Genomic DNA, 12,617 nt, shown 5'->3' with positions numbered 1-12,617 from the left:
CTCGCGGGCTGACGGCCCGCTCGGGCGCTCAGGTGACCGCTGCGGCGAGGAGGTCGCCGACAGCGGCGCGGACGGGATCGGGATTCGCCCAGGACCAGTTGGGGTGCGCCCGGTTGGTGAGCAGGGCGAGCACGAGCTTGCGGTCCGGATCGACCAGGAACGAGGGGCCGGCGAACCCGGTGTGGCCGAAGGTGGGCGGCGACGCGAGCCGGCCCATGAACCAGGGCTGGTTGAGCACCACGCCGAGACCGTGGGCAGCCGTGCGGTGGGGGCGCTCGGGGTCGACGGCCGGCTTGCCCGCGTTGTGGTTGGTGAGCATCGTGCGCACGGTGTCGGCGGCGAGGACCCGTCTGCCCTGGTAGGTGCCGCCATTGAGGAGCAGTTGGCCGATGGCGGCGAGGTCGGCGGCGCTGGCGAAGACCCCCGCGTGGCCGGCGACGCCGCCGAGGTGGTTGGCGACGTCGTCGTGCACGGTGCCGCGCAGCAGACCGCGGGACGAGCGGGCGTCGGTCGCCACCATCCGGGTGGCCCGCGCGGTGCCGGACAGCCAGGTGGTCGGGTTGAAGCCGGTGTCGCGCAGGCCGAGCGGGCCGGTGAGGTTGGCCTTGAGCGCCTGGTCGAGTCGGCTTCCGGTGACCTTCTCGACGATCTTGCCGGCGACCATGAGCCCCACGCTGGAATAGCGGAACGTCTTCCCGGGCACCGCCGACGACACCAGCGGGGTGGCGAGCACGGCGTTCCAGCGTGCGGTGTTGTCGGGCAGTCCGGTGACCGTGGCGCCCACCGGGAGACCGCTGGTGTGGGTGAGCAGCATCTCGACGGTGACGGCGTCCTTGCCGGCGCCGGTGAAGCCGGGCAGGTAGTCGCGGACCGGCGCGTCCAGGTCGACGCGACCCTTCTCGACCTGCTGCAGCAGCAGGATCGCGGTGTAGACCTTGGTGACCGAGGCGAGGTCGAAGACGGAGTCGGGGCGCATCGCGACGCGTTGACCCGCCGCGAGGAGTTTCGGGCCGGCCGCGTAGCGCAGCGCCTCCCCGACGGCGGTGTGCACAGTCGTCCGTCCGTCGACCAGCACGACGGCGACCGCACCGGGAAAGCCGTGATGCTGGACGGTCTGCGGCGAGGCGGGGAGGTGACGCCGCAGCAGGGCCGTCAGCTGCGGGGCGTACCGGGCCTGGTTGGCCGCCGTGGCCCCGCCGCCGGGCGACGGGGAGGCGCTCGGCGTACCCGACGGGGTGTTCCCGGCCGCGCCGAACCCCACCCTGTTCCCCGCGGCGTCGGTGGTGGTCACCGCGTCGCCGGGGCCGGTCCCGCCCGGCCCGGTGCCGCCGCTGTCACCGCAGCCGGTGAGGGCGCCGGTCGCGGCCGCCAGGCCAGCTCCGAGCAGGGTACGACGTGCGACAGGCATGCCGGTGATGGTGACAGTACGGACGCGCGGCGCGCCAGCCTCGCTCAGACGAACGCCGACCGCGTCCAGCGACATGGTTGGTATCCGACACCCGGGCGGACGTGTCGGGGCGACGGTCGACGGTCGACGCTGTGCAACGATCGGGGCCACACCTCGTAACCCTTGGAGAGCACGATGTCCCTCTCCCCGGTTCGGGTCTTCGCCGCGTTGAACGCCGTGCGACCCCCCGACCGACCAACCCCGCGCCTGGGTAAGGCGGTGGTGGTCGGCGGCAGTGTCGCCGGGCTCCTGGCCGCCCGGGTCCTGTCCGACCACGCGGAGAGCGTGGTCCTCCTCGACCGGGACGACCCGCAGGTGAGCGGCGCCCGACCCGGCGTGCCACAGGGGACGCAACTGCACGCGCTGCTGCCCGGCGGCCTGCTCCAGCTCGAGCAGCTGTTCCCCGGGTTCCGGCAGCGGGCGCTGGCCCACGGGGCGGTCGAGGCGCCGCCCGCCGCCCGGCGCAGCTACCTCGACGGCCGACGGAAGGTGGTCGTACCCGACGACGACGACAGCCTGGCCGGCAGCCGGCCCCTCCTGGAAGGGCTGATCCGTCAGCAGGTGCTCCGGCTGCCCAACGTCAAGACGGTCACCGCCCGTGCCACGGGTCTCGTGTTCGACGGCGACGCGGTCACCGGCGTCCGGTACGAGGTCGACCAGGTGCCCGGCGTCGAGGGCGCCGACCTGGTGGTGGACGCCATGGGGCGGTCCAGCCGGCTCTCCGACTGGCTGGAGCAGGCCGGCTGGGAGCGGCCCGCCACCCGTCGGATGTCCGTGCACCTCAACTACGCGACAGCCCTGTTCCGCCGCCCCGAGCAGTCTCCGGAGGCGACCGTCGTCCTCGCCCTGCACACTCCGCGGACCATGACGGACATCGCCGGCGCCGCCTTCTTCGCCATCGAGGACGGCCGGTGGATGGCCATGATGGCCGGCTACGGCAACGACCGGCCGGGCCGCACCGCCGAGGACTTCGTCCGACGGCTGCGGGAGCAGTTCCCGCCGGAGTTCGGCGAGGTCGCCGAGCAGGAGATGCTCGGCGACGTCCAGACCTACCACCACGCCGACAGCCGCCGGCGGGACTTCCACGCGCTGCGGCGGTTCCCGGCGCGACTCGTCAGCGTCGGTGACGCCGTCGCGTCGTTCAACCCGGTGTACGGGCAGGGGATGACGGCGGCGGCCCTGCACGCGGCCTGCCTGTCGGCGTACCTGAGCTCCGACCCGGACCTGAGCGAGCCCGCCCGCCACTTCCTCGCCCTGCAGAAGGTCGTGGTCGACGCCGCCTGGTCGACCTCGACCTCCGCCGACCTGGCGCTGCCGCACGTCGACGGGCCCTACCCGCGCGGCTACCGGGTATCCAGCTGGGTCAGCCGGCAGATCCTCACGGCGACCGTCACGGACGTGGCGATCGCCCGCCGGTTCAACGAGGTCGTGTCCCTGCGGGAGCACCCGCTGTCGCTGGCCACACCCGGCGTGATCCTGGGCGCCCTGCGGGCGAACCGCCGCGCGGGCTGACGGTCGTGCGGACGCGCCGAGCGCCCGCCGACGCCGCCCGCCGACGCCGATGTGCGGCGGGCGGGCGGCGTCCGGCGGTTGCGGGGGGCTAGCGCGCGTTGCCGCGCAGGATGTCGACGACGAAGCGGTGGTCGTCCAGCTGCGGAAGCCCGGAGACGCCCATCCAGCCCACCACGCCGGTGCCACGAACGCGCAGAGGCACGGCGCCTCCGGCCGCGGCGTAGCGTGCGGCCGGTAGGCCGAACTTCTCGGTGAGCGTCGTCTGCTTGTCCTGGCAGAGCCGGGCCATGTAGAGCGACGAGTGCTCGAACCGCATCACCACGCGCCCCTTGCGACGCAGCCACCCGTCGTTGTCCGCCGTCGAACCGGGCAGGCCACAGTGGAACAACTGCCGTCCGGTCCGCCACACACCTACGGAGATCGGGAGCCCCCGCTGGGCGGCGGCGGTGACGGCCCGCACGCCCAGCTCGTACGCGTCGGTCTCGGTCAGGCCCGCGAGCTCCAGCTCGTTCTCCTCGCGCTGCAGCTCGTCAAGCGTCGGCCACTGGTCAGATGACATGTGTTTCTCCTCGTCGAGCGTCGTTCACCAGGCGCAGGGCGCGTAGTCCTTCAGGAAACAGCCGTACAGGTCCTCGCCCTGCTCGCCGCGGACGATCGGGTCGTACACCCGGGCCGCGCCGTCGACGAGGTCCAGCGGGGCGTGGAACCCCTCGTCGGCCAGCCGCATCTTGGTCGGATGCGGCCGCTCGTCGGTGATCCAACCCGTGTCGACGCTGGTCATCAGGATGCCGTCGGTCAGCATCTCCTGTGCGCTGGTGCGGGTCAGCATGTTCAGCGCCGCCTTGGCCATGTTGGTGTGCGGGTGCCCCGGGCCCTTGTAGCCACGACCGAACTGACCCTCCATCGCCGAGACGTTCACCACGTACTTGCGGCGGGCCGCCGCGGCTGCCATCGCCGGACGTAGCCGGCTGACCAGCACGAACGGCGCGGTGACGTTACACAACTGCACTTCCAGCAGCTCGACCGGGTCGACCTCCTGCACCCGCTGGACCCAGCTGTTCACCGAGTCGAGATCCGGCACCAGCCCGCCGGCGTCGATGGCGGTGGACGCCGCGATCCGCTCGGGCGACGCGGAGCCGCTGGTCAACGCCAACGCGGTGAGCGCGTGCGGGGTGAGTGCGGCCGACTCCGGCCCGGCCGTGAGACTGCCGGCCGGGCCGTCCGGCTTGGCGAACGTGATCAGCTCCGGCAGGGGGCCGTCCGGCAGGGCCGCGGCCTCCGCGGCGACGAGCTGGGCGTACGCCCCGGGCGAGCGGCGGACGGTCTGCGCCGCGTTGTTGATCAGGATGTCCAGGGGGCCCTGGCTGCTCACCGAGTCGGCGAGGGCGATCACCTGGGCGGGGTCGCGCAGGTCGATCCCGACGATCCGCAGGCGGTGCAGCCAGTCCCCGCTGTCGGGCATCGCGGCGAAGCGGCGCACCGCGTCGTGCGGGAACCGCGTGGTCACCGTCGTGTGCGCGCCGTCGCGCAGCAGCCGCAGCGCGATGTACATGCCGATCTTGGCCCGGCCGCCGGTGAGCAGCGCGCGCCGGCCGGTCAGGTCGGTACGGGCGTCGCGGCGCTCCCGGTTCAGGGCCGCGCAGGACGGGCAGAGCTGGTGGTAGAAGGCGTCCACCTCGCGGTAGCGCTGCTTGCAGATGTAGCAGCCGCGCGGGTTGTGCAGGAATCCCGCAGTCGTGCCGGTGGTGGGGGAGGCGAGAGGGATGCCCTCGGTCTCGTCGTCGATCCGCCCGGGGGCGCCGGTGGCCGTGGCCTCCGTCACCGCCCGGTCGGCCGCGAGGATGGCGTCGCGCCGCTCCTCGCGTCGCCGCTGCTTGATCACCTTGTAGAGCTTCGCCGTGGCCCGCTGCACCCGCACCACGTCCGGGTGGTCGGACGGAAGGGCCTCCAACGCCTCGAAGACGCTGAGACAGGTCTCCAGCCGGTCCCGGTCAATGCCGTCCTGACCGTTTTGGGCAATCTTGTCCACTGTCATGCGTCGCTGTCTCGTCCCGTTTCCTGTGCCGGATTCGCCGGTCCACCCCAAGTCCGACCCGAAACTGTACGCACCACGCCGTCCCGGACGCATCCCGCGCCGCGCTGCCCACCCGGGAGGACCCTCGCGCCGTCCGACACCCTGCTCAGTGTGGTGGTTGGCGTGGGGGATGCTGGTTGCGTGCAGATCACGATCCTCGGTCCCCTCGCCGTCGACGGCCGGCCGGTCCGGGGCGAGCGGTTGGCGGCGGTGCTCCGCGCACTCGTCGACGCGCGTGGCCGGGCGGTCTCCACCAGTCTGCTCGTGGACGCGGTGTGGGACGGGGCGCCGCCCGACGACGCGACCGGCGCGGTGCAGGCGCTCGTGTCCCGCGTACGCCGTCTCGGGCTGCCCGTGGTGGCGGTGCCGGGCGGATACCGCCTGCCCGCCGACGAGGTCACCGTCGACGCGGTCGAGGCGCGGGCGCTCCTCGATCACGGGCGTGCCACCCTGCGGGCCGGCGACGCGCGGGCGGCCCGCGACTCGGCCGACCGGGCCCGTGCTCTGTTCCCCGAGGTACCGGAGATCGTCACCACCGAGGACGCCCGCCTGTTCGCCGACGTCGCCGCGCTGCGCGCCGAGGCGGCGCTCGCCGGTGCGGGGCCGTACGACGAGGCGGACCTGCGCCGGCTCGCCGCCCGGACGCCCCCGGACGAGCCGTCCGCCGCCCTGCTCGTGCGGGTGCTCGCCGCGCAGGGGCGGGAGGCGGAGGCGTTGGAGGTGGTCGAGCGCCTCCGTGACGACCTGGCCGAGCGCTACGGCACCGACCCGTCAGCCGTGATCAACCAGGTCCATCTGGCGCTGCTGCGCGGCGAGCTCACCGCGCCGGCCGTCGTCGCGCCACCCCGTCCGCCGGCGCGGATCGCCCTGCCCGCCGCGTGGCGCCGGCCGATGACCGCCCTCGTCGGCCGCGAGCGCGACGTCGAGGCCCTGGACACGGCGCTGGACGAGTCGGCTCTCGTGACGATCGTGGCGGCCGGCGGCGCCGGCAAGACCCGCCTCGCGGCCGAGGTCACGCGGCGCACGGCGGCGGCCGGGCAGGCGGTACGCGTGGTCGAGCTGGCCGGGCTGCGCTCGCCCGACGAGGTGCTACCCACGGTGCTCGCGGCGCTCGGTGGCGCGGACACCTCGACGACCGGCGGCAACCTGGGCCTCGAACGGCGGGTGCTCAGCCCCGAGGAGCGGTTGCGGGCGCTGGCGCCGGACCTCGACGGGCTGGTCGTGCTGGACAACTGCGAGCATGTCCTCGACGCGGTGGCGGGCGTCGTCGCCGACCTGCTCGCGGTGACCTCCCCGGAGGTCGCGGTGCTCGCGACCAGTCGTGCGCCGCTGGGCCTGGCCGGCGAGTGGGTGCACCGACTGACCGCCCTGCCGGACTCCGACGCGCTCGGGCTGATCGAGTCCCGGGCGCGGGCCGGCGGCGCGGTGCCGACCTGGGACACCACGCGGGCTCTCACGCTGTGCAACCGGCTCGACAACCTGCCGTTGGCCCTCGAACTGGCCGCCGCGCGCCTGCGGCACATGCCGATCGACGACGTGCTCGCCGGGCTGACCGACCGGTTCGCCCTGCTCGACGACGCGCTGCGAGGTCTGCCGGAACGTCACGCGAGCCTGTGGGCGATGGTCGACTGGAGCCGCGAGCTGCTCGCCCCCGACGACCGGGCGCTGCTGGAGCGGATCGCGGTCATCCCCGCGCCGTTCACCGCGGACCTCGCCGCCGCGGTCGCGCGGACCCCGGACGTGCGGCGGGGTCTGGCGAGGCTCGTCGAACAGTCCCTGCTGACCCTGGTCGAGGGGGACGGGCCGCCCCGCTACCGGATGCTGGAGACCGTCCGCGAGTACGGCGAGGCCCGTCTGGACGCCGCCGGTGACCGGGGCGTGGCGATGGCCGGTCTGGTCGGCTGGGCCCGGGACGAGGCCGTCGGGCTCGCCGGTCGCCTCGTGGGCCCCGGCCAGGTCGAGGCGCTGGACCGTTGCGCCGCCGAGCAGGACAACCTGGTCGCGGGCCTGCGGTGGGCGCTGGAGCAGGACGACGAGCCGGCCGTCGTCGACGTCGCCACCGCGCTGCTGCACCTCTGGACGGTGCGCGGCCTGCACCTGGAGGTCCTCGCGTGGGGGCGCGGGCTGCTCAACGTCGACGAGCCGCAGCGGCGTCGACGCTCGGCGATCCTGCGGGGCCGGGCCAGCGGCCGGCCCCTGCCGCACGGAGACCGACTCGCCTGGACATGCGTATTGATCAGCGTGAACAGCGGCATCAGCGCCGACCTGCGGCCCGCCGTGCTCGCTCGGCGCGCCCTGCGGACGCTGCTCGCGGAACGGCCCGCCGAGGTGTCGCCGCGGCTTACCGCATTCGCCGTGGCGTTGCCCGGCTTCGACGAGTCCGACGTGGAGCAGAGCCTGAAGAGCGCGACCGAGATGATCGCGCACCCGGACCCGTACGTGCAGGCGCTCGGCCTGATCGCGCGGGCGGCGGTACGGGAGAACAGCGGCCTGCCGGAGGCGTCGATCGACGACGCCGAGCAGGCGTACCACCGCTTCGAGGTCGCGGGCGACCACTGGGGCATGGCGATGGCCGCGGGTGCCGTCGGGCAGTTCCTGCTCCCCGGCAGGGAGGGACGGTCGGCCGAGTGGCTGGCCCGCAGCGTCCGGCACATGGAGATGATCGGCGCCCAGCAGGACGCGCGGTCGATCCGGGTGCGACTGGACGTGCAGCTCGCCCTGACCGGCGACGCGGACGCCGAGCGGCGACTCGGTGAGACGGCGACGCCGGGCCAGGCCGAGCAGATGGACGTCGCGCAGGCGCTTCTCGGCCTGGCGCACCTCGCCTGGCAGCGGAAGCGCTACGACGAGGCGCTCGCCCACGCCGACGCGGTGAACCGTACTCTCGCCGGCTGGATCGGACCGCCACCGCAGCCGCGCGTGATGGTGCGGGCCTCGGTGGCGGTCCTGTACCTGCGGGTGGCCGACGCGCGGGGGGCGTCGGGCACCGCCGCCGCCCAGGCGGCCACGTTGCTGGCGCTCGCCCGCGACGACGCGCTGAACTCGAAGGACCTGCCGGTGATCGGGGCGTGGGCGTCGGGCGGCGCGGAACTCGCCGCGTACCGGGACGACATCGCCACCACCCGCGAACTGTCCGCGCTCGCGAAGCGGCTCGGGACGCACATGGAGCTGTTCTTCCCGAGCGGGCGCAGCGAACGACTCGACGCCGCCCTCGGTGACGAGGAGCAGCGTGAGTCGTTGGTGTCCGCCTGGCGCGCCCGGCCGGTGGCCGCGGCCGTCACCCGGATCCGTGAGCTGATGGAGGACCTGCTCGTCTAGCCCGGCGTCAGACCTTCTTGCGGTACGCGCGCAGCGCCAGCGGCATGAACACCGCCACGAAGCCGGCGCACCAGGCGAGCGTCCACCACACGTGCGCGTCGAGCGGGGTGCCGAGGAACAGCCCGCGTACCGAGGCCACCAGGTGGGTCATCGGGTTGACGTTCACGAAGGCCTGCATCCAGCCGGGCAGGGTGTCGGTGCCGACGAACACGTTCGACCCGAAGCTCAGCGGCATGATCAGCGCGAACATCAGGCCCTGCACGGCGCCGGGGGTGCGCACCTTCATCGACACGTAGACCGGCAGCCAGCTCAGGCAGAGCGCGAACAGCACCGCGAGCAGGCACCCGGCGATCGCCCGGAACGGGTCGGTGTCGATCCGGAAACCCATCAGGTAACCGATTGCGAGGGTCGAGACCGTGACGATCACATACCGGACGACGTCGCCCAGGACCGCGCCGACCAGCGGCGCGGAGCGGGGGATCGGCAGCGACCGGAACCGGTCGAAGATGCCCTTGGCGATGTCGGTGTTGAGGTTGACGCCGATCGCGATGGACCCGGTGGCGATCGTCTGCGCCAGGATTCCGGGCAGCAGGAACTGCAGGTAGTCGTGGGTGGATCCGGCGACCGCGCCACCGAAGATGTAGACGAAGATGATGAGGAACAGCACCGGTTGCAGCGTGACGTCGATCAGTGCCTCGGGCGTCCGCCAGGTCTTGATGAGGCTGCGTTTGGCAAGCGCCAGCGAGTGCCGCACGAGCCGGAACGGTCGCGGGTTCACCGCGACCGTCGACAGCGCGGGGCTCGCGGTGGGTGGTGCGCCGACCAGGGTGCTCATGCCGCTACCTCCGTACGGGAAGTGGTGTCGTCCTCGGATGCCGTACGCCCGGTGAGGGTGAAGAACACCTCGTCGAGACTCGGCAGGTGCAGGGAGAGTTCGGTGACGGAAATGCCGGCGGCGGCGAACCGCGCCACGCTCTCGGTCAGGGCGGTGTCGTCGGTGACCGGCACCGCGAGCACGCCCTTGCGGATCTCGTCGGCCTGCCCGCCCGAGCCGACCTCGGTCAGGATCGCCGCGGTCCGGGAGAGCTGCGCCGGGTCCGCGGGCCGGACTTCGAGGGTCTGTCCGCCGACGACCCGCTTGAGCCCCTCGGGCGTGTCGTGCGCGATGACCCGGCCGTGGTCGATCACCGTGATCGCGTCGGCCAGCGCGTCGGCCTCCTCCAGGTACTGGGTGGTGAGCAGCACCGTCGAGCCGTTGGCCACCAGCGAACGGACCACGTCCCACATGTCCTCGCGCTTGGCCGGGTCCAGCCCGGTCGTCGGCTCGTCCAGGAAGATCACGTCCGGCGAGCCGACGAGACTGGCGGCCAGGTCCAGCCGCCGCCGCATGCCCCCGGAGTAGGTCTTGGCCGGTCGGCCGGCGGCGTCGGTCAGGTCGAACCAGTCGAGCAGTTCGGCGGCCCGTCGACGGGCGCCGGCGCGACCCAACTCCAGCAGCGTCCCGAACAGCTCCAGGTTCTGCCGCCCGGTCAGGTCCTCGTCGACCGAGGCGTACTGGCCGGTGAGGCCGATGCTCTGCCGGACCCGCTCGGCGTCGCGGACGACGTCGAAGCCGCCGATCCGGGCGCTGCCGGCGTCCGGGGTGAGCAGCGTGGAGAGGATACGCACGGCGGTGGTCTTGCCAGCGCCGTTGGGGCCGAGCACGCCGAGCACGGTCCCCCTGGGTACGGCGAGGTCCACGCCCTGTAGCGCCCTCGTCCTCCCGAATGTCTTGACGAGGCCCTCGGCCTCGATCACCAGGTCGGTTGTCATGTCCCAGAGCGTGCGCCGGTCGCCTGACACCGCGCCGACACCGCACCGACACCCCCGCCGACACGGGCCGACACCGGGGGCGGGCTCCAGAGGGCGACCGACGGCCCCGGGTCGCGATATGCTCGCGACGGCAGAGCGCCTGCCCGCGCCCGATGTGGTGGCCCACGCCCGACCACATGCTCGGGGCCAAGAGTCGCCGACTCCGCGCCGTCGTGTCGACCCCCGGTGTGTCCGTCACGCCGCCCGTTCGGTGAAGTGCGTGGGGCTGCACCGGAGGCGTCATGTCTGATCTCCCGTCCCGCCGTACCCCGGTTCCGGGCCGTGCCCGCAGGCGCGCCATCCGGGAGCAGGCGGCCCGCAGCGGCGTCGCCTATTCGGTGGCTGCCCGGCAGCTCGAATCGGTCGGTCTGGCACCCGGCGAGACCCTCGCCACGTACGGCCGGACGATCTATCCGATCGGCGTCGACCCGTACCGTCAACTCCTCGTCGACCGCCGCGAACGGCGCTCGTTCGACGAACGGCGTGCGGACACGCGCCGGGCGGCTGCCCTGCCGGAGGGCCGCGCCGCGCACCTCGTCGACCGTTTCCCGCCCAGCCGGGGCCCGGCCGGCACGGGAGTCGGCGGGCTCTACCACGGCGAGGGTCGGCAGGAGTTGCTCGCCATGCTGTACCTCGTGGTCGCGGCCGAGTCGCCGGGGCTGCTGCCCGAGGTGGGGGACGTCGCCTGGATCGCCGAGCTGGGCGAGGACACGGCGGTCGACACGGCCTGCGCCGACGCCGACCGCGAGGCCCGTCGGCTGCTCGACCGGGAGCCGGCGCGGCTGTGGTCGGCGATCGAGGAGGCGCTCGTCGCCGCCGAGGCCGGCGTCGACTGGCAGCTCCGCCAGGGCGCGATCCGCCAGGGCGCGCTGCTGCGCACGATGATGACACCGCGGCTGGGGTACGCGGGCGAGCCGTACGTGCCGGGACTGCCGATCACCGGCGTACGGCAGATCCTCGACGCGCTGCTGATCGTGGCCGACGACGGGCACGCTCCGGGCACCCGGGTACGTCGTGTCGCGGGGACGGACGACGCTCAGCTGGCCACGATAGTCGGTGCGCGGTGGGGTTCGGCCGGGCCGCCGGTGGGCTACCTCGTCTGGCCTGACCGCGCGACGACGCCCGTGTCCGTCCCGGCCGACGGCCTGGTCGTGCTGGCCGGTCAGGAGTCCGTCGGGCGGTGAGCCGGCCAGCGTCGGGTCCACGGTCCGGAATCCGGGGTTGGTCGCCTCGCCGGCCGCTGCCATACTGACGGTGGCGCCCGTCGATGTCAGTTGGGCCCGGGGGAAGCCCTCCGCAGAGCGCGGACGGTGGGGGTCGAAACCCGGAGGCCGCGATGGACCTTGTCCCCGACGCTGACGCCCTCTCCAGCCTGTTCGACCTGCTCGGCGCCGTGCTGCAACTGACCGCCGCGGTGGTCAGTCTCGCGGCGGTCGTCACCGCTCGCGGGCGTCGCCGCCGGCGGGGCGGGATCCATAACCCTGGGGTACGACCCAGAGAGGATGACCCGCAATATCCATGCTAATCAATACGATGACCGCTATCTCGATCAGGTGCGCTCACAAGGCGTGCCGTTCCGAAGCGGAGGATTGCATGGTTCACTGGCGTACCCTCACTGGCCTGGTGGCCGCCGCGCTGGCTGCGGCCAGCCTCACCCTCGCGGCGCCCGCTGCCGCGGCCGACAGCCCCGTCACGCCGAACGTCGTCGGCGGCACCCGCGCCGCGCAGGGCGAGTTTCCGTTCATGGTGCGGCTCTCGATGGGGTGCGGCGGGGCCCTCTACAGCTCCCGGCTGGTGCTCACCGCGGCGCACTGCGTGGGCTCGACCGGCACCAACACCAGCATCACCGCGACGCTCGGGACGGTCGACCTCCAGTCGTCCAGCCGGATCACCGTCCGGTCCAACTACGTCTACCGCGCTCCCGGCTACAACGGCGCCGGGAAGGACTGGGCGCTGATCCGCCTGGCCACCCCCGTGACCGGGCTGGACACGTTGAAGATCGCCACCACGACCGCGTACGACAGCGGCACCTTCACCATCGCCGGCTGGGGTGCCGCGCGCGAGGGTGGCAGCCAGCAGCGGTACCTGCTCAAGGCCACCGTGCCGTTCGTCAGCGACTCCACCTGCAACTCCAACTACGGCGGCGACCTCATCCCCGCCGAGGAGATCTGCGCCGGCTACGCCAGCGGCGGTACGGACACCTGCCAGGGCGACTCGGGCGGCCCGATGTTCCGCCGCGACGCCACCAACGCGTGGATCCAGGTCGGCATCGTCAGCTGGGGCAACGGTTGCGCCCGACCCAACTACCCGGGTGTCTACACCCAGGTGAGCTACTTCGCCTCGTCGATCGCCTCGGCCGCGGCGAGCCTCGGCGGCGGTCTCGGGTTCCTCACCCGCTACCTCGGGATGGCCTGC

9 protein-coding genes are annotated in these 12,617 nt (G+C 73.3%); 4 read left to right on the top strand and 5 right to left on the bottom strand.

Features of this window, described 5'->3' with window-relative positions; translation table 11 throughout:
• Positions 1-28: 28 nt before the first annotated feature.
• Positions 29-1,408 carry a serine hydrolase domain-containing protein gene (locus ABZU46_RS27655; RefSeq protein WP_354862297.1) on the bottom strand — a complete coding sequence of 460 codons (1,380 nt, stop codon included), beginning with the start codon at positions 1,406-1,408 and terminating at the stop codon, positions 29-31.
• A gap of 174 nt (positions 1,409-1,582) precedes the next feature.
• Between ABZU46_RS27655 and ABZU46_RS27650 the strand changes: the two genes are divergently transcribed.
• Entirely contained in the window at positions 1,583-2,959 is a 1,377-nt protein-coding gene (locus ABZU46_RS27650; protein WP_354862295.1) for an FAD-dependent monooxygenase, read from the top strand.
• Between the two features lie 88 nt (positions 2,960-3,047).
• Here the strand turns inward: ABZU46_RS27650 and ABZU46_RS27645 are convergent, their stop codons facing one another.
• Complete coding sequence (locus tag ABZU46_RS27645) at positions 3,048-3,518, bottom strand: heme-degrading domain-containing protein (RefSeq protein WP_354862294.1); 471 nt, start codon at positions 3,516-3,518, stop codon at positions 3,048-3,050.
• Between the two features lie 24 nt (positions 3,519-3,542).
• Complete coding sequence (locus ABZU46_RS27640; protein ID WP_354862293.1) at positions 3,543-4,994, bottom strand: SDR family NAD(P)-dependent oxidoreductase; 1,452 nt, start codon at positions 4,992-4,994, stop codon at positions 3,543-3,545.
• A gap of 180 nt (positions 4,995-5,174) precedes the next feature.
• Here ABZU46_RS27640 and ABZU46_RS27635 point away from each other — a divergent pair, with 180 nt between their 5' ends.
• Entirely contained in the window at positions 5,175-8,351 is a 3,177-nt protein-coding gene (locus ABZU46_RS27635) for a BTAD domain-containing putative transcriptional regulator (RefSeq protein ID WP_354862291.1), read from the top strand.
• A 7-nt stretch (positions 8,352-8,358) separates the two neighbouring features.
• Here ABZU46_RS27635 and ABZU46_RS27630 read toward each other — a convergent pair whose 3' ends face one another.
• Together ABZU46_RS27630 and ABZU46_RS27625 are read right to left on the bottom strand one after the other, a co-directional pair.
• Positions 8,359-9,186 (bottom strand): ABC transporter permease, encoded by an 828-nt coding sequence (locus tag ABZU46_RS27630; protein WP_354862289.1) that lies wholly within the window; start codon positions 9,184-9,186, stop codon positions 8,359-8,361.
• On the bottom strand, positions 9,183-10,163 hold the full coding sequence (locus tag ABZU46_RS27625) for an ATP-binding cassette domain-containing protein (RefSeq protein ID WP_354862287.1): 981 nt from the start codon (positions 10,161-10,163) through the stop codon (positions 9,183-9,185). The genes ABZU46_RS27630 and ABZU46_RS27625 overlap by 4 nt, the downstream gene beginning before the upstream one ends.
• A gap of 281 nt (positions 10,164-10,444) precedes the next feature.
• Between ABZU46_RS27625 and ABZU46_RS27620 the strand changes: the two genes are divergently transcribed.
• Both ABZU46_RS27620 and ABZU46_RS27615 read left to right on the top strand, forming a co-directional pair.
• Positions 10,445-11,386 carry a hypothetical protein gene (locus tag ABZU46_RS27620; RefSeq protein ID WP_354862286.1) on the top strand — a complete coding sequence of 314 codons (942 nt, stop codon included), beginning with the start codon at positions 10,445-10,447 and terminating at the stop codon, positions 11,384-11,386.
• Positions 11,387-11,795: 409 nt separating this feature from the next.
• Positions 11,796-12,617: serine protease (locus ABZU46_RS27615; RefSeq protein WP_354862284.1), on the top strand; the 822-nt coding region annotated here is incomplete at its 3' end.

It is taken from the genome of Micromonospora sp. NPDC005197 (assembly GCF_040608295.1).
GTDB lineage: Bacteria > Actinomycetota > Actinomycetes > Mycobacteriales > Micromonosporaceae > Micromonospora.
The sequence above is the reverse complement of the archived record's forward strand: the minus strand, read 5'-3'. Positions and strand labels throughout refer to the sequence as shown.

Excerpts from the sequence above, each read along its gene's own strand:
- ABZU46_RS27655 (WP_354862297.1), bottom strand. The coding sequence starts at position 1,408 with ATGCCTGTCGCACGTCGTACCCTGCTCGGAGCTGGCCTGGCGGCCGCG.
- ABZU46_RS27650 (WP_354862295.1), top strand. The coding sequence starts at position 1,583 with ATGTCCCTCTCCCCGGTTCGGGTCTTCGCCGCGTTGAACGCCGTGCGA.
- ABZU46_RS27645 (WP_354862294.1), bottom strand. The coding sequence starts at position 3,518 with ATGTCATCTGACCAGTGGCCGACGCTTGACGAGCTGCAGCGCGAGGAG.
- ABZU46_RS27640 (WP_354862293.1), bottom strand. The coding sequence starts at position 4,994 with ATGACAGTGGACAAGATTGCCCAAAACGGTCAGGACGGCATTGACCGG.
- ABZU46_RS27630 (WP_354862289.1), bottom strand. The coding sequence starts at position 9,186 with ATGAGCACCCTGGTCGGCGCACCACCCACCGCGAGCCCCGCGCTGTCG.
- ABZU46_RS27625 (WP_354862287.1), bottom strand. The coding sequence starts at position 10,163 with ATGACAACCGACCTGGTGATCGAGGCCGAGGGCCTCGTCAAGACATTC.
- ABZU46_RS27620 (WP_354862286.1), top strand. The coding sequence starts at position 10,445 with ATGTCTGATCTCCCGTCCCGCCGTACCCCGGTTCCGGGCCGTGCCCGC.